Raw genomic sequence first — 23,234 nt, forward strand, 5'->3', positions numbered from 1 at the left:
GCGCCACAACCATGACCTCCAGCAACGAAAAACAATCCCTGCTGTCGCCCAATGTCGCGAACAGCAATTCCGGCGAGACCCATATCCGTAGCTTTGTTCATCGGCGCGCGCACATTACGCCCAGCCAGGAGCAAGCCCTGGCGCGCCTCTTGCCCCTGTGGTCGATCAGCTACCGCGACAACATCCTGAAACCGGAAACGGTGTTTGGCAATGACAATCCCCTGATTCTGGAAATCGGGTTTGGCATGGGTGAAACCACCCAGAAAATTGCCCAGGCCCGCCCGGACGACAATTTCCTGGGCGTGGAAGTCTTTAATGCCGGTGTCGGCGCCTTGCTCAAGCGCATTGATGACAACCAGATCAGCAACATCCGCATCATCCAGCATGATGCCGTGGAAGTGGTGCGCGACATGATCGCTCCCGGCTCGCTGGCCGGTATTCATATCTACTTCCCCGACCCCTGGCCCAAGAAGCGCCATCACAAGCGTCGTCTGGTGCAATCGCCCTTTATTCAGTTGCTGACCAGCCGTCTGAAACCCGGTGGCTACATCCATTGCGCCACCGACTGGGAAAACTACGCCGAACAAATGCTGGAAGTGCTGTCCGCCGAGCCCATGCTCAGCAACACGCACGAAGGCTACGCACCCCGCCCCGACTTCCGTCCACTGACCAAGTTCGAGAACCGTGGGCTGCGTCTGGGTCATGGCGTGTGGGATCTGATCTTCACCCGCAATGACACCCCTACCCCTGAACTGAACTGGCCCAAGAAAGAACAATGAGCGCTACCCTGTTCCCGCCTATAGAGCCTTACGCCCAAGGCACTTTGCACACCGATGATGGGCACCATATCTACTGGGAATGCTGCGGCAACCCGGCAGGTAAACCGGCCATTTTCTTGCACGGTGGGCCGGGATCAGGATGTTCTGCCGATCACCGCCGCCTGTTCGACCCGCAAAAATACAATGTGCTGCTGTTTGATCAGCGCGGTTGCGGGCGTTCCTACCCTCATGCCAGCCTGGAAAACAACACCACTTGGCATCTGGTTCAGGACATGGAGCAGCTGCGCAAGGAAAAGCTCAAGGCCGACAAGATGCTGGTGTTTGGCGGCTCCTGGGGCTCGACTCTGGCGCTGGCCTACGCCCAGACTCACCCCGAGCACGTCAGCGAACTGATTGTGCGCGGTATCTTCATGGCCCGTCCTGAAGAGCTGCATTGGTTTTATCAGGAAGGTGCCTCGCGCCTGTTTCCCGATATCTGGGAACAGTATCTGGCCCCCATTCCCAAGGAAGAGCACGGGGACCTGATTACCGCCTATCACAAGCGTCTGACAGGCGATGACCCCGCTGTGCAGTTACGGGCCGCACACGCCTGGTCGCAATGGGAAAGCAATACCATCACGCTCTTGCCCAGCCAGAATCACCTGGATGCCAAGTCCAGTGATAAAGCCGCTTTGGCCTTTGCGCGTATTGAAAACCACTATTTCATGAACCGGGGTTTTCTGGAGCCGGATCAGTTGCTGAAAAACGCCCACCGCTTGCATGGCATTCCCGGTGTCATCGTGCAGGGACGCTATGATGTGTGCACTCCGGCGCATACAGCCTGGCAACTGCATCGCGCCTGGCCCCAAGCAGAATTTCATATGGTTGCGGACGCAGGCCACGCCTACGACGAACCCGGCATTTTGGCCCGGCTGCTGGCCGCCACCCAGAAATTTGCCATCTGAATCACTCGTCCGGTCCGGGCCGGACCATATCCAGAGACAAGAATGAACATTACCCTGAACGGCCAGAGCAAGACTCTGGCAAACTCCGACACGGTTGGCACGCTGATTATCGAGCTGGGCTACGAGAACAAGCGCATTGCCGTGGAACTGAACGGCGATATCGTGCCCAAAAGCCAGCACGCCAGCACCCCGATCAAAGAAGGCGACACCATTGAAATCGTGGTTGCCGTCGGTGGCGGCTGATACTCGCCCTTTAAAATGCACAATTGCTGACATTCCGGTACGGCTTCGGGGATAAAAATGAGGTCATAATGGGCCGTCTCGCCTGCCATCAAGCAGGCAGCCGTAGAACCCTAACTTCAGGAGCAAAGCGATGGGCGTATTCAGTTTTCTTAAAGATGTCGGCGAAAAACTCTTTGGTGCCAACGAAGCCAAAGCAGCAACAGCTGACGAACTCCAGAAAGAACTGGCCAAACACCAACTTTCCGCCGACGGTCTGAATCTGACGGTTGATGGCGACAAAGTTACGGTTAGCGGCCAAGCCGCCTCCACCGAACAAGCCGAGAAAATTGTACTGGCTCTGGGTAACACCCTGGGTGTCTCTCAAGTCGACAACCAGCTCAGCGTTGCTCAGCCTTCCGCAGAAGCCACCATGTATACCGTACAGAAAGGCGACACCCTGTGGAAAATTGCTGAAACCAACTACGGCAAGGCAAACGGCGCAAAATACACGGTTATTTTTGAAGCCAACAAGCCTATGCTCAGCCATCCTGACAAGATCTATCCCGGTCAGGTACTGCGTATTCCTGCGCTGTAACAACAACAGCTCAGGACGAAAAAAAGCCCGCATACGCGGGCTTTTCTCTTGGTGGTCCTGCCAGAGCGATTCACGCCCTTGCGGCAAGCTCCAAGCGCTTCTTAGCGAAAGCCCTTGAAGCCCTTGCCAGCCAGACCTTTCAAGGCACCCATACCGCCCAGGCCGCGCATCATCTTGGCCATGCCGCCTTTTTTCATCTGCTTCATCATGCCTTGCATTTGCTCGAACTGATTGAGCAAGCGGTTGACCTCTTGCACTGGCACGCCAGAACCGGCAGCGATACGACGCTTGCGCGAGGCTTTGAGCAGTTCGGGCTTGGCACGCTCGGCCGGGGTCATGGAGTTCAATATCCCTTCCGTACGACGCAATTGCTGTTCAGCCTGACCACCTTGCAACTGGGACGCGGCTTGCGAGAACTGGGCAGGCAGTTTTTCCAGCAAGGAGCCCATATCACCCAGCTTCTTGACTTGCTGCAGCTGGTCACGGAAGTCATTCAGGTCGAACTTGTCGCCCGATTTGATCTTGTCGGTAATCTTCTGCGCTTCGGCGATGTCGATATTGCGCTGGGCCTGTTCGACCAGCGAAACAATATCGCCCATGCCCAGCACGCGCTGAGCCATACGCTCGGGGTGGAATGGCTCCAGACCATCCAGCTTTTCGGAAACACCCACAAACTTCAGCGGCTTGCCGGTGACATGACGTACGGACAAGGCCGCACCACCACGTGCATCACCATCCAGCTTGGTCAGCACCACACCCGTCAGCGGCAAGGCATCAGCAAAGGCCTTGGCCACATTGACCGCGTCCTGCCCCTGCATGGCATCGACCACGAACAAGGTTTCAATCGGGTTCAGCAGATCGTACAGAGCGCGAATTTCGCGCATCATTTCTTCGTCAATACCCAGGCGACCGGCCGTGTCGACAATCAGCACATCAAAGTGATGACGCTTGGCGTGATCCAGGGCATTGCGGGCAATGTCGGCCGGTTTCTGGCTGGGATCGGAGGGCAGGAACTCGACGCCCACCTGGGCGGCAACAGTTTTCAGCTGCTCGATAGCGGCTGGTCGATACACGTCGGCACTGACCACCAGAACTTTCTTCTTGCCTGTCTTGCGGCCATGCTGAACGTGGCCGCCTTCGCTCAGCCATTTGGCGAGCTTACCGGTGGTGGTGGTTTTACCCGCACCTTGCAGACCGGCCATCAGAATAATCGCGGGTGGCTGAGCCGCCAGGGACAGCTCGCTGGCGTTGTCACCCAGGTCTGCGCCCATCAGATTGGTCAGCTCCTGGTGAACAACACCCACCAGTGCCTGGCCAGGATTCAAGCTGTCGGCAACTTCAACACCAAGCGCCTTTTCTTTGACCCGTGCGACAAACTCGCGCACGACGGGCAAGGCCACGTCCGCTTCCAGCAAAGCCAGACGCACTTCCCTCAACATATCCTGAGTATTGGATTCGGTCAGACGAGCCTGTCCGCGCATGGTTTTCACCACACGCGACATACGCTGGGTCAGATTTTCAAACATAGGACTGGGTTCGCTTAAACTAGGTTATCGTGTGGTCTACGAATAAGAATAAAATGGCCACTTGAGGTACGCCCCGTACCGTTTTTCAGGAAATCCGGGACTTATGTCTGCAAGTATTGTATTTCACTTGCTCGCCGCACTGGCGTACATCGTGCTGTCGATCTCGCTCTGGCGTCCGTTGACTCGCGGCAGCACCCGAACCGTACTGAACGCCCCCAGCCGGGTGGCCTTGCTCTGCGCCATCATTGTGCACGGAGCGGGCCTGCTGCTGACTATTGTGCTGCCCCAGGGGCTGCATCTGAGCTGGGCACTGGCCTTGTCAGCGGCAATCTGGCTGGGCATGGTGGTGTTCTGGTTCCAAAGCCTGTATCTGCGTCTGGACAGCCTGCTGCTCATTCTACTGCCTGCAGCCACAATCGTCAGCCTGCTGGCCATGGCCTTTCCCGAAGGCCATATCGTCAACCATGTCGGCAATGAATGGCTACGGATTCACTTGATGATTGCGCTGGTCGCCTATGGGCTTAGCACCGTGGCGGCTTTGCACGCTGTCTTGATGACGGCTCTGGACCGTCAGTTGCACCGCCCTATTCTTCATCAGGAGCAACGTGGTTTGTTCAGCCGGGTTCTGGACACCATGCCGCCCCTGCTGGTGCAAGAGGAGCTGCTGTTTCGCCTGATCCGTGTCTCTTTCGTAATTCTGACCTTCACGATTCTGAGCGGTGCCGCCGTCTCCATGGCGATAGACGGTAAATTTTTGCCCGCCGACCACAAAACTGTCTTTACCTTGCTATCCTGGGTTACATTTGGTGGCTTATTATGGGGTCGGAAACAGTATGGATGGCGTGGTCGCGTTGCCTTGCGCTGGACCTTGGCCGGTTTTGCCTTCCTGCTGCTGGCCTATACAGGCAGCCACTTTGTACTAGACGTCATCTTGCAACGAGGGAAAATTGGGTAAAGTCTTATTTTGGGTTGTCGCCATCCTGGCGGCCATGATCATTGCCCGCATCGTGTCGCAAAACAAGGCCCGCAAGCGCAATCCACCCAACCCCACCATGCGTCCCCCGCGCAAGCAAGGTGCTGCTGAAGAAATGGTCCGTTGCGCACACTGTGGGATTTATCTGCCACGCTCCGAAGCCTTGATGAGCAATCATCACACCTGGTGCAGCCTGGAACACGCCAAGCGCGGCCCACGCAGCTAACGCCATGGCTCGCATGCACCACGCCTACGACCTGGACCGACAGGGCTGGCTGAAACCTCATGCCAATGTCCTGCGCGCCCTGTCACCCAATCAGGATGACCGCCCCGAGGGCGACACTCCGACCTTGCTGGTGCTGCACAATATCAGCCTGCCACCGCAAGAGTTCGGCGGGCCCTACATTCGGGATTTTTTTCAGAACAAGCTGGATATCAGCGCCCACCCCTGGTTCGAGAACATCCGGGACCTGAAAGTTTCGGCTCACTTTCTGATCCAGCGCACTGGCCACATCATCCAGTTTGTTCCCACTACCCGCCGCGCCTGGCATGCGGGTGTGTCGCGCTTTGAAGACCGCGAGCGCTGCAATGATTTCTCTATTGGCATTGAACTGGAAGGCAGCGATTTCGAGCCATTTACAGAAGCGCAGTACCGGGAGCTGTCCCGCCTGGGCCGCGCTTTACGTATGCGCCATAATTTGCGCGCCGTACGTGGCCATGAGCACATCGCTCCGGGGCGCAAGACAGATCCGGGCCCTTTCTTTGATTGGGAACGGGTGAAGCGGGAACATGGCTGGCCCAAAGAAACCTTGCCGGAACAAGAGTTGGGACCAAAGCCAAGACAAGTGCCAGATCAAGACCGATAAAGTAGTTCAGGGCCAATATCGGCCAAGGTATTGCAGCCGGTCAGCGCCATCGCCACTTCCAGCTCCGCCCGCAAAATATGCAGGATATGAGCAACACCAGCCGCTCCTGCAGCGGCCAGGCCATAAATATAGGGACGGCCGATCATCACAGCTGTTGCTCCCAGCGCCAATGCCTTGAGCACATCTGTTCCGCGACGAATACCGCCATCCATCAGGACCGGCACCCTGCCCTGCACGACCTGACAAACCTGAACCAAGACGTCCACAGAAGCGGGGGCACCATCCAAGGTTCGCCCACCGTGATTGGACACAACAATCCCGGCAACCCCCATCTCCAGGGCTCGCTGAGCATCACGGGGTCGCATGATTCCCTTCACCCAAACAGGCAAAGGACAGTTCTGCACCAGCCAGGCCAGATCATCCCAAGTCGGGGCCGTATCTAGCAAACCACTGCCAAACAAAGGACTGGTGCCTGCTGCGCCTAAAACCGCCTGCTGCGTGGGGGCACCCCGCAAATTCACGGCATCCACACCTGCGGGCAAGGCAAAGCCCGCACGCTGTTCCTGATTACGCACACCATTTACCGCAGCATCCACTGTCAGCATCAGCGCGGTATACCCTGCCGCTTCAAGCCGCCCCAGTAAATCCAGAGTAAATGCGCGATCCCTTTGCCAATACCACTGCGCCCATAAGGGGGCATGCGCCTGTGCAGCAATCTCTTCAAAGGAATGACTGGACTGCATGCTGATGACGCTGGTCGCCCCCATCGCCCCCGCGCCCAACACACTGGCCAATTCACCGTCAGGGTGAGCCAATCGCTGATAAGCCACGGGAGCCAGAAGAATCGGGTAGTCCATGGACTGCCCTTGCAGCGTCAAACAGGTGGAAGGCTGATCAAACGTGCTTAAAGCAGCAGGCCATAAGCCCCAGCGCCCGAAGCTGGCCAGGTTATCTTGCAGCGTCAGCTCATCCGCCGCCCCTGCACTGAAATACGCCCAGTCCTGCGCGCGCATACGCTGACGGGCATACGATTCGTAATCCCTCAAGCAGGCAATCTGAGCCGGGATGCTACTGAGCGGGGGCAGTCGTTCTTGGGACATGGTCAATCAAGCTCCAGGCGATCAGACATCGCTCCATTCACGCAGCAAATTATGATAAATCCCCGTCAAGCGTGACAGCTCCTGGGCATCCGCATTCTGCTTGGCCAGTTGTTGAATGCTCTGATCCAGCTCCCATAGCAACTTGCGTTGATGCGCATGGCGCACCATGCTTTGCGTCCAGAAAAACGAGGCATAGCGCGTTCCTTTAGTGACAGGCTGGACGCGATGCAGACTCGTTCCGGGATACACCACCATATGTCCTGCAGGCAACTTGATGGACTGCGTGCCGTACACATCTTCAATAACCAGTTCCCCACCCTCGTACTCATCCGGATCGCTAAAGAACAAGGTCGTGGACACATCCGTACGCAAGCGCTGAGCCGTGCCAGGAACCGTAAAAATCGCGTTATCAATGTGCGTGCCGTACTCCCCGCCACCCTCGTAACGATTAAAGCGTGGCGGCAGCATACGCAAAGGCAAGGCAGCGGCAATAAAGCCGCTGTGCTGACCCAGTACGTGCATCAGAAACTCGCCCATCTGGCGAGACACGGCTGCATCCAGAGGCAGTTGCAGGTTCCGTTTGCTGTGCTGGGCCAGATAACCCGCCGTCGCACGCCCATCCTCCCACTGCGCCTGCTCCAGGGCCTGGCGACAGTCTCGCAATTGCTCAGCGTTAAGAACGTCCGGGATAGTAATCAGCATGGGATACCTGCAAGAACAAAAAAAGCACAAAGTCGTACGAGAAGCAGACAGGCCGCCTCAAGAGGGCGGCCCATCTGACTTTACACTACAAGGTGCAACTTACTCGAAGCGGTAAGAGGCATTAAACATGTAGGACCGGCCTGGACCGACGTTGGCAAAAATACCAACGTGAGAGGCATCATACATGCGCACATTGCTGATGTTGTTGACGTTGAACTGGAAGGACACGTTCTTGTTCAGGTCGTAGCGCGCCATCGCATCGTAACGCCAGTAAGAAGGCAGTTTCAATTGGTTGGCGTCATCCACAAAGCGCTTGCCTACAAATGTGGCACCTGCGCCCAAGGTCAACTCGGGCATGATTTTGTAGGTTGTCCAGATATTGAAGCTCTGCTTGGAGATGAACTTCATCTGGTTGCCGTCAAAGACGTTATTGCCGCTGCGATATTTCTTGATCTTGGGGTCCAGATAGGTGTAACCAGCCCACAGATTCCAGTTCGGAGTAATCGCACCAGCCGCGCCCAACTCCAGACCACGCACACGATTGCTGCCACTCAAGGACACGTCACCGGTCAACGGATCAGTAGAGCGAGCATCTTTCTTGTCGGTCTGGAAAATGGCCGCTGTCAAAGACAACTTCTCGTCAGCCACATCCCACTTGGTCCCCAGTTCCCAGCTGTAGCTGCGCTCTGGCTTCAAGTCACGAATTGCTGCTCCGCCTGCCGGGCCATCTGCACCACCGGCCTGACCCAGGTTTTCACCCGTAGGATTTGAAGATGTACCGTAGCTCAGATAAATGGAACCATTTTGTGCGGGTTTGTAGACCACGCCCAACTGGTAGTTCCACATATCGTCTTTGCGAGACTCTTTGGTGTTGTCGGCTTCAAAGCGATCAAAGCGCAGACCACCATTGATCATCCACTGATCATTCAAGGTCACAGTGTCAAAGATGTAGGCCGAACGGGTCTTGATATCGCCGGTTTTGGTCTTGGGACCGTACTGCAGCGAATAGTTGTACTGTCGATTAGGGTTCGGGTCGTAGAACGAGTCAGTATCACGGCCTGGGCCACCCGTCATCGCTTTGTTGTGGATTTCCTCCTTACTGATTTCCACACCTGCAACGATGTCATGCTTGATCGAACCAGTATTAAAGCTGCCGTAAACATCTGTCTGGTTCAACAGAGACTCAGCAACACGGTAGTTCGTACGGTCGTCACGACGGAACTGCAAGCCAGCACCTTCCGTCGCGCAAGCCCCACCTGCACCTGCGGCGCAGTTATCAAAAGACGGACGCGTCATCAGATAGTGATTCAGAGTCTTGCTGTAACGCGTGACGTTACGCACCGTGAAACGATCATTCAGATCATGTTCGACGCTGGCCGAAGCGGTATCGGCAATGTACTTGCGAAAGTCCACATTGCGGCGACCGTAAAAGTTATCGCGGTCCGCTTCCAGTGGGGTGACGCGATCCGGATTGGCAGCATTCTTGAAAGGAAAGCCCAAGTCCGGCATGTCCTTGTTCTCAAGACGCGAGTAAGACAAGGTCACACGCGTTGGCGTACCCAAACCAAAGGCGATGGAAGGAGCAATGCCCCAGCGATCAATCTTTACACCATCGCGCCCTGCCACTTCGCCGCCCATACGCATCAGATTCAGACGGATGGCGCCGGTATCCGAGAAAGCGTAGTTACCGTCAGCAGTCAGACGATATTGATCAGACGTGCCATAACCCGCTTCCACCTGGAAGAAGTCTTTCAGCTTGGGAGACTTGGTCACCAGATTCAGGCTGCCGCCGGTACCGCCACGGCCGGTATAAGCCGAGCTGGGACCTTTCAAGACTTCAACCGATTCCAGGTTGAAGGTCTCGTGCGAGCCACGGGAGTAGTCGCGCACACCGTCGATGAAAATATCGGTACTGGCTTCGTAACCCCGGATAAAGGGACGGTCACCCATAGGCGTGCCTCCTTCGCCCGATCCCAGGGTAATGCCAGGAGTCGTACGCAACACATCTTGCAGCGACGTTGCGCCACGGTCCCTGATCACCTCCTCCGGGATCACGGTGATGGAACGCGGGGTGTTAAGCAATGTCTCGGAAAACTTCACCGATTGCGCTTTATGCGCTTGAAAACCATCAATGCCATTAGCATCCGTCGTGCCTTGAACTTTGATGGATTGCAGCTCGGTCACGCCTGGATTGGCGGTTTGAGCAATTGCAGGAGTTGTCAGAGCAGCAAACAATGCTGCGGACAAAACCGTCTCGGCGAACCGACGAGGCGGCAGGGTGGAAACAAACAACATCACCAGCTCCATGTGGTAGTTATCGCTCTTTTTTGGGCAGTGCCATCGAATCAAGTCCGATCGCTCGCTATTAGCGATGTTTCGCTGCCAGATAAGCGCTTTTAAAGGAAGCGGTAATATCAATCATTCTTATTATGAAGTCCATCCAAATCTTACGATTTCCTGAAATTCGGTTCAAAAACCGCGTTTTTGTCCTTACATTGTGGCGTCCATACATCGTATTACGATCAATTCTCATTAAGATGGACAAAAAATAAAAAATCGCTTAGCCACAAACGTTTGTTTAGTCCCTTATCTCCCCGCTTCTCCCCTTAGTCCTCTGCCAATGGACGCAAAAAAGCCTTGATCTTAAAAATGAAGATCAAGGCTATGAGGATAAACGCTTGCTGACTCCACCCACAGGCAGAGCCAGCAAGATTCAGGTTTACAGATTCAACAGCAAGCGGTTCACACGCTTCACAAAACTGGCGGGATCTTGCAATGCGGCACCTTCGGCCAGCATGGCTTGTTCCAGCAGCAACTGTGCCCACTCACCAAAAGCCTCGTCGTCAGCGGCCTGGACTTTGGCGATCAAGGCGTGCTCAGGGTTGATTTCCAGAATCGGCTTGACCTCAGGAGCTTCCTGGCCAGCGGCTTGCAGCATACGCAGCAGGTGCGGGCTCAGTTCGTTGGCATCGACCACCACGCAAGCAGGGGAATCGACCAGACGGGCAGTAATGCGCACTTCCTTGACCTTCTCGCCCAGTGTGGTTTGCAGACGCTCGACCAGAGGTTTGAAGGTTTCAGCCACTTCTGCCTGATGTTTCTTTTCTTCCTCGTCCGCCAGCGAATCCAGGTCCAGGCCACCCTTGGCCACGGATACCAGTTGCTTGCCTTCAAATTCGCGCAAGTAAGACAACATCCACTCGTCCACACGGTCGGACATCAACAGCACTTCGATGCCTTTCTTGCGGAATACTTCCAGATGCGGGCTGTTAGATGCAGCGGCAAAAGTGTCAGCCGTGACGTAGTAGATCTTGTCCTGACCTTCTTTCATGCGACCGATGTAGTCGTTCAAGGAAACGACCTGCGCCGAACCTTCCTGATTCGTGGAGGCAAAGCGCAGCAAGGCAGCGATACGGGCCTGATTGCCCATGTCTTCGCCAGTGCCTTCTTTCAGGACCTGGCCGAACTGGTTCCAGAACTCGGCATATTGCTCGGCTTGGTTCTCGGCCAGATCTTCCAGCAAGGACAGGATGCGCTTGGCACTACCCTCACGGATGGCACGCACATCACGGCTTTCTTGCAGGATTTCACGCGAAACGTTCAGCGGCAGGTCGGCCGAATCGATCACACCGCGCACAAAGCGCAGGTAAGCAGGCAGCAGCTGCTCGGCGTCGTCCATGATGAATACGCGTTTCACGTACAGCTTCACGCCACGGCGAGCATCGCGGTCCCACAAGTCAAACGGGGCCTGCTTGGGGACGAACAAGAGCTGGGTGTATTCGCTACGACCTTCGACCCGGTTGTGTGTCCAGGCCAGAGGGTTCTCGTAATCGTGAGCGATATGCTTGTAGAACTCCTGGTACTGCTCGTCGGTGATTTCCGACTTGGAGCGTGTCCACAAGGCGCTGGCCTGGTTCACGCTTTCCCACTCGTCCTGCTTTACTTGTTGCTGCTTTTCTTCGTCCCACTCTTCCTTGCGCATTTGCACGGGCAAGGAGATGTGATCGGAGTAGCGACGCAGCACGTTGCGCAGTCGCCAGCCGTCCAGGAAATCGTCCTCGCCTTCACGCAGGTGCAAGGTGATGGTGGTTCCGCGCTCGGCTTTTTCAGCGGCGGCAATGGTGAACTCGCCTTCACCGGCGGACTCCCACAGCACGGCTTCCTGATCGCCACCGGCACGACGTGTCAGCACGGACACTTTATTGGCCACGATAAAGGAGGAGTAAAAGCCCACGCCAAACTGACCAATCAGCTGGGTGTCTTTTTGCTTGTCGCCCGTCAGTTGGGAGAAGAACTCTTTGGTGCCCGAGCGCGCGATGGTGCCCAGGTTGGCAATGGCTTCATCACGGGACATGCCAATGCCGTTGTCGGAAATGGTGATCGTGCGCTGGTCCTTGTCGAACTCCACGCGGATACGCATCTCTGGGTCGCCTTCCAGCAAAGCTGGATTGTCGATAGCCTCAAAGCGCAGTTTGTCACAGGCATCCGACGCATTGGATACCAGCTCACGCAGGAAAATCTCCTTGTTGCTGTACAAGGAGTGAATCATCAAATGCAGTAATTGTTTGACTTCAGCCTGAAAACCCAAGGTTTCGGACGTATTCGCAGTGTCAGTCTGGCTCATGGTGAAAAAGCAAAAAAATGGGTTGATTGCCGCACGCCAAAGCGCGCCCTATTGCAGACAGATAGGGACGACCCACCATATTTCAAGAGACGGATCAGGCCGCCGGCCCGGATGTCAGGGCAATGACTCCGCTGATCATGATGGCGCAACCGAGCAAACTCCAGACATTGGCCTTTTCGCGCAGGACGACCATACCCAATATGGTGCCGGCCATCATGGACATTTCACGGGCGGGCGCCACCATGGACAAGGGTGCGCCCATGCTTAATGCCTGCAAGACCAGGATGTAGGACATGGGCGATAACAAACCCACTGCAGCCGCCAGTTTCCAATAAGGTTTGAACTTGACGAAGCCTGCCCGCCCCCGCTTGGCGATAAAAGGGGCCAGCATCCCCAGGCGCAACACATTGCTGAACCAGTCCAGCAGGAATGGCGAGATCAGCAGCACCTTGACGCCATAGGCATCGACCACGGTATAGGCCGCAATCAGAATCCCGGTCTGCATGCCCCAACGCACACCCGTCAGCGCTGCAGGGCTGAAAAAACGGCGCAGTCGACCTTGCGTGGCGATCAGCAAAATCCCCATCACGACCAGCAAGATGCCGAGCACTCCCAAAGGACGCACAGGCTCGCCCAGCAGGATAAAAGCACCAATGGAAGAGAGCATGGGGCCCGTACCACGGGCAATGGGATACACCACGGACAGGTCTGCAACCTGATAGCCTTTTTGCAAACTCAGGCTATAGCACATGTGCAGCAAGGCACTAAGCACCAAACAGGTAATGGTCTCGCTGGTCCAGGGCATATTGCCTTGCGTAAAGACCACCCACAGCGTGATGGGGAAATAAAACAGAATGGCAAAAAAGGAATAGGCGAACACAAAATGCGCCCCTGCCATCGCCGCCCGTTTAGAGAGCAAGTTCCAACCCGCATGAATGAACGCAGCACACACCACCAACAACAAAGCGGTCCAGGACATGAGGGCTTCCACCAGCAAATAGCAAAAGAAAAACTATACGCCCCCTTCAAGGGGGAGGCCAGCCAATCACGGGCCTTTCAACGTCCCATGACAAATAAGAGACAGTACTGGACAATTCAAACATCAAGGTATGATGTTCGACACGTATTTTGATATGGAGCCGATCATGAGCACCCTGCTGTATGTTGATTTTCCTTACCCCGGCCCTTGGGGTTCAGAGATGAGCGAAGCCATGCAAGAACTGGCGCAATCCATCTGCCTGGAACCTGGCTTGATCTGGAAAATCTGGACCGAGAATAAAGAACAGTCCAAAGCAGGTGGCGTGTATCTATTCAGCGATCAAGCCAGCGCGCAGGCGTATCTGGAGATGCACAGCAAACGGCTCAACAGCTTTGGCATCACCGGCATTGATGCGCGCTTTTTTGATGTGAACCAGCCGCTGACAGCTATCAATTCCGGTCCCTTGTCAGCCAAATAAAACACAGACAACAGACGCAAGAAAACCCGCCTGCATATCAGCAAGCGGGCTTCCATATCGATGCTTAGGCAGTCAGCTCAACGGCCTTGAAATCCACCGGAACCTCCAGCGCATTGTTGATGTAGTTGGTGAACAGGTTCAAGGCAGTCACACCGACCAGTTCCACCACCTCACCTTCGGAAAAGCCGGCATCGCGCACGGCTTGCACATCGGCAGCCGAAACTTGCCCACGCTGATCCACCAGCTTGAGCACAAATGTCAAAGCGGCGGCGGTACGCGGGTCATCCGACTGACCACGCTGGGCCTGAGCCAGTGTCTCCGGGCTTAGGCCAGCATTGGCACCCAGCACGTTGTGGGCGGCCAGGCAGTATTCGCAACGATTACGGTCGGCAATGGCAACCGCCAATTGCTCGCCCAGTTTCGCACCCAGCTTGCCACCGGCAAAGGCACCGAAAGAGCCCCACATGCTGCGCAAGGCGGCGGGCGAATTGGACACCATACGGAACATGGCAGGCACGCTCCCACCAAAGGCTTTTTGAATTTCCTGCAAAGCAGGCTGGCTGGCGGCGGGAGCTTGAGCAACGTCAGGCAATGTAAGACGGGACATGATGATCTCCTGGTGAAGTAGGCCGGGGTGGCCGGAAAAAGCTTGCAGGGATAGTGTCTCGCCAAGATCAAGATCATTGGATAAGATTAGTCCCGACAACTTACCTTTTCATCCAGATGAGGATGTTTTCATGAACCTGGATCGCCTCTCCCTTCTGCTGGAACAATTCCGTGTTCGGGCTCATTTGTTCTACAACGGCTCTTTGTGTGGCGTAACCCGCTTTGCGGCCCAACCCGGACGGGCCTTCTTGCACATTCTGCGACGCGGCCAGTTAAGCGTGCGCCACGATCCGCGCGATCCCGTGCCGGAAGTCCTGACCATTGACCGCCCCAGCCTGCTGTTCTACCCCCGTCCGCTGGAGCACGCTTTTTACGATCTGCCCAATGAAGGCTCGGATTTCACCTGTGCCACCCTGGATTTTGATGGGGGTGAGCATCATCCCTTGGCCCGCTCCCTGCCCGATCTGATTATTGTGCCGCTGGAAGAAGCGGCCGGCCTTGAACAGGCACTGGGCCTGCTCTTTGCAGAAACGGAGTCCGTGCGCTGCGGCCATCGCCTACTAGCAGACCGTCTGTTCGAGATCGTGTTGCTGCAATTGCTACGCTGGCTGTTTGACCATCCTGATCGTTGCGAGATTCCCGTAGGCCTGTTCCGAGGTTTGTCACACCCACCCATCGCGCGCGCACTGCTGGCTATTCAGGCCGATCCCGGTCGGGACTGGACCGTGCAATCACTGGCACAGGAAGCCAAGATGTCGCGCAGCGCCTTTGCCGTGCAATTCAAGCACTGGGTGGGCGACACACCGGCAGACTATCTGGCCCAATGGCGCCTGTCGCTGGCCTGCCAGCGGCTGGCACAAGGCCAGTCTGCCAAACGTATTGCTCTGGATCTGGGCTACGCCAACCCCTCTGCCCTGTCCCGCCTGTTTCGGCAGCGCACGGGACAATCCATGCGGGAATGGTTGGCTGCCCGCCAATCAACTTGAGCGATTCTGTTCCAGCACCGCCAGAAAATTCACCAAGGCCGGGTTGGTATTGTCCGAGACATAAGCACTCATCAGCTCTGCCGCAATATCGTCTGCATCCAGCAAAGGCAGATACTCCAAGGTATCGGTGCGCAAGCGCGCCAGGGAAGCGGGAACAATAGCTGGAGCAATGCCCGCTTCAACCATGACCAGCACCGTGGGCACCATGCTTTCCTGTGCAAAGCGCGGCAGGCAGCCTGAGCGCTGCAGCATGCGCTGCTGCAAGAGATGAAAGTAACGCGACTGTTGCCGCGAATACGCCACCATTTCGTAAGAGAAAGCCTGGTGCAAGGTCAGCCCCTGACTATGCTCCTGAGCACGTGGATCATCCCGCCTGACGACAAACATCATGGGTTCGGACTCCACCAGTTGCGGGTTCAAATCGGGCACGGCAAAGGAAGGCCGAATCAAGGCCACATCCACCCGGCGCTCATAAAGAGCCGCAGGCATATCGCTGGAGTTCATCTCGTAGATCTGAATATCCACCTGCGGGAAGTCCTGTCGAAAGCGATACAAATGCTTGGATACCCCCGCATAGGCGCTGCTGGGGGTCAGGGCTATGCGCAACATGCCAGTCTCGCCTCTGTGCACTTGCTGTACCGCTTGCAAGGTCTGCTCCAGTTCGTTGCCGATCAAGCGCAGGCGGCGCTGCAACTCCGCTCCCGCCGCCGTCAATTGCACCGTGCGTGTGGTGCGGATAAACAAGGTCGCCCCTACCTGCTCTTCCAGCCTGCGTATGGCCTGACTCAAGGGCGGCTGGGTCATGAACAAACGCTGGGCGGCTCGACCAAAATGCAGCTCTTCAGCCACCACCAAGAACATTTCACTTAATTTGGAGTCCAGCATATGCCCACCAATTAGGTTAGGAAAAAGATCAATAACGATTATTTTTAATATTAGACAACATAATTAGCTCTTACTACCATCCGTCCTGACACTTATCAAAAACAGGGCCATACTGCACGTCACTGCGAATATTGGCCCAACGCAGGAGATAGACATGACGGTATTCAAGCATCGCGCCCCTTTACTGAGTGGCCTGCTCACACTGACTTTGTTGGGTTCCGGTTCGGCCATGGCCGACGCGGCTTACCCTTCGCAGCCCATTACGTTTGTGGTGCCCTACGCTGCAGGTGGCAGCTCGGATACCCGCTCGCGCATGCTGGCTCAAAAAATGAGCGACAGCCTGGGCGTGACAATCGTGGTGGAAAACAAGCCCGGTGCCAGCGGCAATATCGGCACCAGCATGATTGCGCGCGCCAAGCCCAACGGCTACACCATCGGCCTGGGCAACTTTGGCCCCATGTCGGTGAACAAGGCGCTGTACGGCAGCAACCTGCCTTTTGATCCTGAACAGGATTTGCAGCCCATCGCCCTGATCGAACGCGGTGCCATGGCACTGGGTGTAAACAGCAACTCGCCCTACCAGTCTCTGGCTGATCTGGTCGCCGACGGTAAGAAGAACCCCGAAAAACTCGACTACGCCTCGACTGGCGCTGGTGGTGCCTCGCACTTGCTGACTGAACAGTTCAAGGCCACCTCCGGCTTTGACGCCGTACACGTGCCTTACCGTGGTGGCGCTCCTGCATCGAACGACCTGCTGGCCGGCAACATCTCCTTCTATCTGGAATTGGCCAGCCTGTTCCTGCCCCACATGCAAATCGACAACCCACGCCTGCGCGTACTGGGTGTGACCTCGGAAGAGCGTCTGAAAGCCATGCCTGACACCCCCACCTTCAAAGAACAAGGCGTGGATCTGGTGGCATCGAACTGGTTTGGCGTGATTGCCCCCGCCGGCTTGCCTGCTGATGTACTGGCAAAACTGAACAAGGCTGTCAACGACGCCCTGAAAGACCCCGACTACCGTCAGATTGTGGAATCCCAAGGCGCGGAAGTTGTAGGTGGCACACCTGAAGAATTTACCGCTTTTGTGAAAGAAGAAACCAAACGCTGGACCACGCTGATCAAGGCACAGAACATCTCGATTCAGTAGTTCCAGTTCTCGCTTATGACTGCAAACCCTTCCCCTCTCGCTACGCAGGACCAGGCTATCCAGGCCTGGTCCTGGCTGGCTGATCCCGCCACCTGTATCAGCACCAATCCCACTGGCCCCTTGGCGGGTTTGAGCTTTGGTGTGAAAGATGTGCTGGATGTTCAAGGCATGCCCACGTGCTACGGCGCGCATTTCCCCAATGCGCTACCGGCCGAGCGGGACGCCGCCTGTGTCGCCCTGCTGCGTCAGGCCGGTGCCATTGCCCTGGGCAAAACCGTCACCGCCGAATTTGCCTACGCAGCCCCCGGCCCCACCCGTAATCCACTGAACCTGGAGCACACGCCCGGCGGTTCTTCCAGTGGTTCGGCAGCGGCCGTAGCAGCTGGCATGGTTGATTTTGCATTGGGCACCCAAACGGGGGGCTCCATGATGCGCCCCGCTGCGTTTACCGGCATTCTGGGTTTCAAACCCAGCTTTGGCGCGGTGCATCGCAGCGGTCTTTTCCTGTTGTGCGACAGCCTGGACACAATCGGCTACTTCAGCCGGGACTTGTCCGTGCTGCACCGCGTGGCCACTGTCCTGCAAGGCTTGCCTGATGGTCGAGTCCCCACCGCGCCGCGCATTGGCGTGCTGGATGGCAAAGATCTGGGCCCGATCACACCCGCAGCACTGGCCGCGTTGGAACAAGGCTGTGAGCATCTGGAGCAACAAGGCGCCCACCTGGAGCGTCTGCCTGCGGACCCACAACTGAAAGAGCTGCTGATCCTGCAAGGCCAGATCATGGCTTATGAAATGGCCCGCAGCCTGCTACCCGTCTGGCAAGCCAGCCCGGATGCCTTGCGCCCCATTACCGTGCAAGCCATCAAACAAGGCCTGGAATTGCCTGCAGCGGATTACCACGCCTGGCAGGCGCGCCGTCGCCAATTGCAAACAGAATGGCAGGATCGTTATGGTCATTTCGACGCATTGCTAACTCCAGCGGCTCCCGGCCCGGCTCCCTATGGACTGGATAGCACGGGCTCTTCAATACTGAATCGTCCTTGGTCCTTGTTAGGCTGGCCTACCTTGAGCCTGCCCGCGCCCGGTCAAAACAGCCCACTGCCCTTGGGTTTGCAACTGATCGGACAGCCTCACCAGGACGCGGCTTTACTGGATCTGGCATCGCTTATCTGCCCGGCTTGATGGGCCTGAAAAGCAATCAAAAGAACTACTCTGCAACAAGCTGAAATAGAGTAAACAGCAACCAGAATCATTAACAAATGCTTTAAATAACAAATATTTAGGAGTGCTTTGAGTTTTCTCAAAACACTCTTGAATATTGGCTCCGCAAACGGCTTGGCAGCGTACTAACATCAATAAGGTGTTCCCGGTGCGCTGCGTCGGTACGTTCATCACATCGCGACTACGCAGCACCCGGCTCTTTCAAATAATCCGGAAAAGACCATGCGTCGCCCTCTCTTACTGCTGCTCTCCACTTTCTTTCTGATCTGGGCTGTTGAAGCCCTGTGGCTGGCCCCCTCGCCACCGGGCGATATGCTGTGGGTGGTCCGACAAGAAGGCATGCTGTTAACCGGAATTCTGGCACTGGGCACCATGACGGCCATCATGATTCTGGCCCTGCGTCCCCGCCGTCTGGAACCCTGGTTAGGCGGCATGGACAAAGCCTACAGGCTGCATAAATGGCTGGGTATCATCGCCATTTTGCTCAGTCTGGCCCATTGGCTCAGCAAGGAATCCAAAGGTCTGATCTCGGCAGCGATCGGCACGGGCGGCCGTCTGGCCAAAACCCCGGTTCCTGAATGGGTCAGCCTGTTCAAGCCCTATGCAAAATCACTCGGTGAATGGACGTTTTACGCGCTGATTCTGATGCTGATCATTACCCTGGCGCACCGCACGATTTCCTATAAAAAGTGGTACAGCCTGCATCGCCTGATGCCGGTGGCCTATTTGATCCTGATCTTTCATGGCGTGGTACTGACGCCCCCTGCTTACTGGAGCGGTATAGGCGGCTGGGCACTGGCCATCACCATGGTGATCGGGACAGCAGCAGCCGGCATCCAGCTGCTACGCAATTTGAGTTCGGCCTACCCGCACACGGGCACCGTGATCTCCTGTACGTCACAAGGTGATGTGCTGGAAGTGCAATGCCGCATGGACCAATCCTGGCCAGGTCACCAGGCTGGGCAGTTCGCTTTCTTACGTTTGAAGGGTGAATCCGAGTCCCATCCCTTTACCTTGTCCGATGCAGATCAGGACAACCAGATTGTGCGCTTTCATATCAAGCAACTGGGCGACTGGACCCGCAGCCTGCCCGAGCGTTTGCATGTTGGCCAGAACATTGAGCTGGACGGCCCTTATGGACGCTTCACTCAGCCGGACCGCGATGACAAGGGCATTTATATCTGGGTGGGTGCGGGTGTCGGGGCCACGCCATTTCTATCCTGGTTAAGCCAGGAACATCAGGACGGTCACGCTCCCTACGCCTATCTGCAATATGCCTGTCAGCATAGTACTGACCCATTGGCTCAGGCCTTGAGCAAGGCTGCCAAAGAGCACCCGGACGTGAATCTGGAAATTTATGCCGATGGCCGTCGCTGGACGCCCAAAGAGGTGCTGCAGCATTACCATGCCGACAAACCTCTGCATATCTGGTTCTGTGGACCGGCTGCAATGGGCCGACAGTTGCGACGTGAGCTCAAGCAAACACTGCCTGCAAAATCCTGGACCTTGCACAAGGAACACTTCCAGTTCCGCTAAGCCTTTGCTCATCCAGCAACTGGCCTTGTTTAGAAATCAGAACAAGGCCAGTTCTGCGTATGCTGAGTGCAGCAATCCAGTGCGACTGGAACAGCCTACATATTTTGGTGAGGCGGCGTCGCCCCGAGCATAGACACAAAAAGAGTCACCAGATTGTTCTCCATGACGGCCCACTGCTCTGCAGTTTCCAACCCCATATTGTCGACCGCGCCATGCATGCCCTGGTAGATCACCCAGGCGGTCAAATCCACATCGGCCACAGACCAGGCCCCCGCTTTCTGCCCTTCACTCAGGATCCGGTGCAAGGGCTCGGTTACCGTGTTGCGTTCACCCTGGTAATTGCTGCGCATATGGTCTGAAAACACCAGATCATGCATCTCCAGGGTGTCTCTGTACGCCTGTACCGAAGCGCGAATCCAGCAAGCCAGACGCTGCACCCAATCCTCTGCCGGCGCCTGCTCCAGCGCCCCCTGCACACGATCATGAAACTGCTGGATGAACTGCTCGCGCAGGGCAGCCAGAATCTCCTGCTTGGAGCTGAAGTAGTGATAGAACAAGCCCTTGGACATGCCCGCCCGCAACACAATTTCATCCACCGGCGTGGCATCAAACCCTTGTTGCAAAAACAAGGTGGCAGCCGCCTCCAATAAGTCTCGGCGACGAACTTCAGAGGGTTGGGTACGAGGTGTTTTGGCAGCGGTCATGGATGTCAAAGTATCAGAAAAACCCCGACAAAGTGCCTCGTCGGGTGTCACCGCGCTATTTTAGCCAGCCTGTTTATTTTTCATTGACTGACAGTCAGTCAATATTTTATAGTCGTCGATAATAATTCTCATTTATCAAATATCATGACTCGCCGACTTGCTCTAACCATCGCCATTTACCTGGGGACTTTCATGGTCACCCTGGACATCAGCATCGTGAATCTTGCCTTGCCACGCATGCAACAAGCCTTGCAAACCGATATGGCCGGGCTGCAATGGATCGTGGATTCCTATGCGCTGTGCCTGTCCGCCTTCATGTTGTCTGCCGGGCTACTGGGGGATCGCTACGGACGCAAGAAGAGCTGGTTGCTGGGCGTGCTGGCCTTCACCGTCGGTTCCATGATGTGCGCCTTGGCTGGCTCACTGAGCGCCCTGCTCTGGGGTCGTGTCGTGCAAGGCATGGCCGGGGCTTTACTTATTCCTGGAGCCCTGTCGATCCTGACCCACGCCTTTCCAGACCCGGCCCAGCGTGCCCGCGTCATTGGCGGCTGGTCTTCCTTCAGCGCCCTGGCTCTGGTACTGGGCCCGATTCTGGGCGGGGTGCTGGTCGATGTAGCCGACTGGCCTTCGATCTTCAGCCTGAATCTGCCACTGGGCCTGCTGACCCTGGGCTTGGGCATGTGGGGCATTCAGGAGTCGGCCAATCCCGAACACGCAGCTTTCGACCCTGTCGGCCAGTTGCTTAGCGTTATCTGGCTTGGCTCCCTGACCTATGGCCTGATCTGCGCGGGTGAGCAAGGCTGGCACGCTACCGAGACGATTCGTTCCCTGGGCGTGGCCGCGCTCACCTTCGTGGCGTTTATCTATGCCCAAACCCGTGTCGCCCGCCCCTTGCTGCCTCTGAGTCTGTTTCGGGACTACCGCTTCAGCACTGCCAATATCGCCTCCTTTGTGCTGGGCTTTGCCGCCTATAGCAATGTGTTTTTCCTGTCCCTGTTCTTCCAGAACGCCCTGGGCTGGAGTGCGACCCAAACCGGCTGGGGGCTGGCTCCCCAGTTCATTGGCATGGCTGTGCTGGCCTCCCGTTTTGGGGCCTTGAGCCAGCGCTTTGGATTGAAGCTGATCCTGACTGTGGGCTTTGGCCTGATGGCAGCCGGTTCCTGGTTGATGATGTTGCTGCAACCCGGCGCTTCCTACTGGATGGCTGGTTTCGCCTTGGCCGTACTAGGCATTGGCATGGGTTTGTCGGTGCCGGCGTGCAGTACCTTGGTCATGAATCTGGTGCCGCGTGAGCGTTCCGGCATGGCATCAGCCACCACCAATGCCATCCGCCAAACCGGAATGACCTTGGGTGTTGCCCTGCTGGCTTCCTTGATGAGCCAAGGAGCAGTCAGCTCCCTGTCCAGTCGTCTTGATCCGGTCAATCCCATGCTGGAACAGGCACAACAAATTATCAGCTCCGGTCAGGTGAATCTGCCTGCCTCAGCAGATTCCTTGTTCTGGATGCAAGCCATCCAGCACGCCTGGGCAGACGGCTTTCACCGCGTCATGTTCTGGGCCGGATTGCTGGCCGTCTTCAGTCTGGTTCTGCTGCTGCGTCTGCGTTTGCCTCGTGTACAGGCTGCTCCTGCCGCTGCGGTGGAACTGCATTAAGCCCAGCTTTTGCAGACTGGATTTACAATAGCGCATGGACAAATTACGACTGGATAAATGGCTCTGGGCAGCGCGCTTTTACAAGACACGCAGCCTGGCTTCCGAGGAGATCACCAAAGGGCGGGTTTTGCTGAATCAGCAAAGCACCAAGCCTGCCCGCGAAGTCTCAATCGGTGATGTGATTACCTTGCGCAAGGAGACTCCTGCCATGGAGGTTCACGTCACCGCCTTAAGCGGCGTACGTGGTCCCGCGCCAGTTGCTCGCCAGCTGTATCAAGAGACGGAAGAAAGCAGCACACGACGCGCGCAGGCCGCCGAACAACGCCGTCTGGCACCTGAACCTGCACTGGACTTTGATGCTGGACGTCCGACCAAGAAAGATCGTCGTCAGATGCAGTTGCTGCGGGGGAAATAGACCGCTCCCTGCTCGTACTTCGCGACATAGAAAAAGCCCTGCCAAGCTGCCCTGCCTGGCAGGGCTTTTTTTATGATTCGTTCTTTCGATGAGTCTATCGCCAGCGTTTCACGGCGATCTGCACAGGGACTAACAACCCGCTCCTGCTTGCCTCTTCCCCGCCGGTCTACCTGCTTATGCTGCAAGCCCCTGCACTGCTTTTGAGCACCCCACAAAACGTCTGCACTCCCGTCCGCTAAAGCATCTGCCGATGCAGAAAACCTTCAACTAAAAACCTTAAAAACAACGCTGCA

General features: G+C 56.4%; 23 protein-coding genes. 14 read left to right on the forward strand and 9 right to left on the reverse strand.

Going from position 1 to position 23,234, the window contains the following annotated elements; genetic code table 11:
* Nucleotides 1–11 precede the first annotated feature (11 nt).
* The 4 genes from trmB (at nucleotide 12) to lysM (ending at nucleotide 2,540) form a co-directional block, all read left to right on the forward strand.
* The gene (gene trmB / locus D0C27_RS08150) at nucleotides 12–779 is read left to right on the forward strand and encodes a tRNA (guanosine(46)-N7)-methyltransferase TrmB (protein ID WP_009463250.1); all 768 of its coding nucleotides are present in this window, start codon (nucleotides 12–14) and stop codon (nucleotides 777–779) included.
* The gene (gene pip / locus D0C27_RS08155) at nucleotides 776–1,723 is read left to right on the forward strand and encodes a prolyl aminopeptidase (RefSeq protein WP_137430736.1); all 948 of its coding nucleotides are present in this window, start codon (nucleotides 776–778) and stop codon (nucleotides 1,721–1,723) included. Before trmB ends, pip begins: the two co-directional genes overlap by 4 nt.
* Before the next feature lie 42 nt (nucleotides 1,724–1,765).
* Nucleotides 1,766–1,966, forward strand: coding sequence for a sulfur carrier protein ThiS (thiS, locus tag D0C27_RS08160; protein WP_060186249.1), 201 nt, complete (start codon nucleotides 1,766–1,768; stop codon nucleotides 1,964–1,966).
* 130 nt (nucleotides 1,967–2,096) lie between these two features.
* On the forward strand, nucleotides 2,097–2,540 hold the full coding sequence (lysM, locus tag D0C27_RS08165; protein ID WP_026484988.1) for a peptidoglycan-binding protein LysM: 444 nt from the start codon (nucleotides 2,097–2,099) through the stop codon (nucleotides 2,538–2,540).
* A 101-nt stretch (nucleotides 2,541–2,641) separates the two neighbouring features.
* Here lysM and ffh read toward each other — a convergent pair whose 3' ends face one another.
* Nucleotides 2,642–4,066, reverse strand: a complete 1,425-nt coding sequence (gene ffh, locus D0C27_RS08170; RefSeq protein WP_009463242.1) for a signal recognition particle protein — start codon at nucleotides 4,064–4,066, stop codon at nucleotides 2,642–2,644.
* 103 nt (nucleotides 4,067–4,169) lie between these two features.
* Between ffh and D0C27_RS08175 the strand changes: the two genes are divergently transcribed.
* The 3 genes from D0C27_RS08175 to ampD are packed head-to-tail and all read left to right on the forward strand — an operon-like array spanning nucleotide 4,170 to nucleotide 5,905.
* On the forward strand, nucleotides 4,170–5,021 hold the full coding sequence (locus tag D0C27_RS08175) for a cytochrome C assembly family protein (RefSeq protein ID WP_009463240.1): 852 nt from the start codon (nucleotides 4,170–4,172) through the stop codon (nucleotides 5,019–5,021).
* The gene (locus D0C27_RS08180; protein ID WP_009463238.1) at nucleotides 5,014–5,265 is read left to right on the forward strand and encodes a PP0621 family protein; all 252 of its coding nucleotides are present in this window, start codon (nucleotides 5,014–5,016) and stop codon (nucleotides 5,263–5,265) included. The genes D0C27_RS08175 and D0C27_RS08180 overlap by 8 nt, the downstream gene beginning before the upstream one ends.
* Nucleotides 5,266–5,269: 4 nt before the next feature.
* Nucleotides 5,270–5,905 carry a 1,6-anhydro-N-acetylmuramyl-L-alanine amidase AmpD gene (gene ampD, locus D0C27_RS08185; RefSeq protein WP_137430737.1) on the forward strand — a complete coding sequence of 212 codons (636 nt, stop codon included), beginning with the start codon at nucleotides 5,270–5,272 and terminating at the stop codon, nucleotides 5,903–5,905.
* Here ampD and D0C27_RS08190 read toward each other — a convergent pair.
* The 5 genes from D0C27_RS08190 to D0C27_RS08210 all read right to left on the reverse strand — a co-directional run bounded on the left by D0C27_RS08190 (nucleotide 5,893) and on the right by D0C27_RS08210 (nucleotide 13,310).
* Complete coding sequence (locus tag D0C27_RS08190; RefSeq protein WP_137430738.1) at nucleotides 5,893–7,005, reverse strand: alpha-hydroxy acid oxidase; 1,113 nt, start codon at nucleotides 7,003–7,005, stop codon at nucleotides 5,893–5,895. The two genes, ampD and D0C27_RS08190, sit on opposite strands and share 13 nt — an antisense overlap.
* 21 nt (nucleotides 7,006–7,026) lie before the next feature.
* On the reverse strand, nucleotides 7,027–7,707 hold the full coding sequence (locus D0C27_RS08195; protein WP_021447015.1) for a Fe2+-dependent dioxygenase: 681 nt from the start codon (nucleotides 7,705–7,707) through the stop codon (nucleotides 7,027–7,029).
* Nucleotides 7,708–7,806: 99 nt separating this feature from the next.
* Nucleotides 7,807–10,002 carry a TonB-dependent receptor gene (locus D0C27_RS08200; protein WP_230940629.1) on the reverse strand — a complete coding sequence of 732 codons (2,196 nt, stop codon included), beginning with the start codon at nucleotides 10,000–10,002 and terminating at the stop codon, nucleotides 7,807–7,809.
* 424 nt (nucleotides 10,003–10,426) lie between these two features.
* A complete protein-coding gene (gene htpG, locus D0C27_RS08205; protein WP_137430739.1) occupies nucleotides 10,427–12,331 on the reverse strand; it encodes a molecular chaperone HtpG in 1,905 nt (634 codons plus the stop codon).
* A gap of 94 nt (nucleotides 12,332–12,425) precedes the next feature.
* Nucleotides 12,426–13,310, reverse strand: coding sequence for an EamA family transporter (locus D0C27_RS08210; RefSeq protein WP_060186242.1), 885 nt, complete (start codon nucleotides 13,308–13,310; stop codon nucleotides 12,426–12,428).
* 166 nt (nucleotides 13,311–13,476) lie between these two features.
* Between D0C27_RS08210 and D0C27_RS08215 the strand changes: the two genes are divergently transcribed.
* Nucleotides 13,477–13,788, forward strand: coding sequence for a monooxygenase (locus tag D0C27_RS08215; RefSeq protein ID WP_060186241.1), 312 nt, complete (start codon nucleotides 13,477–13,479; stop codon nucleotides 13,786–13,788).
* A gap of 64 nt (nucleotides 13,789–13,852) precedes the next feature.
* Here D0C27_RS08215 and D0C27_RS08220 read toward each other — a convergent pair whose 3' ends face one another.
* Complete coding sequence (locus tag D0C27_RS08220; RefSeq protein ID WP_137430740.1) at nucleotides 13,853–14,395, reverse strand: carboxymuconolactone decarboxylase family protein; 543 nt, start codon at nucleotides 14,393–14,395, stop codon at nucleotides 13,853–13,855.
* A 130-nt stretch (nucleotides 14,396–14,525) separates the two neighbouring features.
* Between D0C27_RS08220 and D0C27_RS08225 the strand changes: the two genes are divergently transcribed.
* Nucleotides 14,526–15,380, forward strand: coding sequence for an AraC family transcriptional regulator (locus tag D0C27_RS08225; RefSeq protein WP_115634286.1), 855 nt, complete (start codon nucleotides 14,526–14,528; stop codon nucleotides 15,378–15,380).
* Here the strand turns inward: D0C27_RS08225 and D0C27_RS08230 are convergent.
* Nucleotides 15,372–16,265, reverse strand: a complete 894-nt coding sequence (locus D0C27_RS08230; RefSeq protein WP_026484978.1) for a LysR substrate-binding domain-containing protein — start codon at nucleotides 16,263–16,265, stop codon at nucleotides 15,372–15,374. The genes D0C27_RS08225 and D0C27_RS08230 overlap by 9 nt on opposite strands.
* A gap of 154 nt (nucleotides 16,266–16,419) precedes the next feature.
* Here D0C27_RS08230 and D0C27_RS08235 point away from each other — a divergent pair, with 154 nt between their 5' ends.
* The 3 genes from D0C27_RS08235 (at nucleotide 16,420) to D0C27_RS08245 (ending at nucleotide 20,169) form a co-directional block, all read left to right on the forward strand.
* Nucleotides 16,420–17,412, forward strand: a complete 993-nt coding sequence (locus D0C27_RS08235) for a Bug family tripartite tricarboxylate transporter substrate binding protein (protein WP_137430741.1) — start codon at nucleotides 16,420–16,422, stop codon at nucleotides 17,410–17,412.
* A gap of 15 nt (nucleotides 17,413–17,427) precedes the next feature.
* Entirely contained in the window at nucleotides 17,428–18,594 is a 1,167-nt protein-coding gene (locus tag D0C27_RS08240) for an amidase (protein WP_137430742.1), read from the forward strand.
* Between the two features lie 261 nt (nucleotides 18,595–18,855).
* Nucleotides 18,856–20,169 (forward strand): ferredoxin reductase family protein, encoded by a 1,314-nt coding sequence (locus tag D0C27_RS08245; RefSeq protein ID WP_035271333.1) that lies wholly within the window; start codon nucleotides 18,856–18,858, stop codon nucleotides 20,167–20,169.
* 95 nt (nucleotides 20,170–20,264) lie between these two features.
* On the opposite strand, the gene D0C27_RS08250 is transcribed toward D0C27_RS08245, so the two are convergent.
* Nucleotides 20,265–20,873, reverse strand: a complete 609-nt coding sequence (locus D0C27_RS08250) for a TetR/AcrR family transcriptional regulator (RefSeq protein WP_088451210.1) — start codon at nucleotides 20,871–20,873, stop codon at nucleotides 20,265–20,267.
* Nucleotides 20,874–21,017: 144 nt separating this feature from the next.
* On the opposite strand from D0C27_RS08250, the gene D0C27_RS08255 reads away from it, so the two are divergent.
* Both D0C27_RS08255 and D0C27_RS08260 read left to right on the forward strand, forming a co-directional pair.
* On the forward strand, nucleotides 21,018–22,526 hold the full coding sequence (locus D0C27_RS08255; protein WP_083054206.1) for a DHA2 family efflux MFS transporter permease subunit: 1,509 nt from the start codon (nucleotides 21,018–21,020) through the stop codon (nucleotides 22,524–22,526).
* 34 nt (nucleotides 22,527–22,560) lie between these two features.
* Complete coding sequence (locus D0C27_RS08260; protein ID WP_026484973.1) at nucleotides 22,561–22,941, forward strand: RNA-binding S4 domain-containing protein; 381 nt, start codon at nucleotides 22,561–22,563, stop codon at nucleotides 22,939–22,941.
* The last annotated feature ends 293 nt before the right edge of the window (nucleotides 22,942–23,234 follow it).

It is taken from the genome of Alcaligenes faecalis, from assembly GCF_005311025.1.
Classification (GTDB): domain Bacteria; phylum Pseudomonadota; class Gammaproteobacteria; order Burkholderiales; family Burkholderiaceae_B; genus Alcaligenes; species Alcaligenes phenolicus.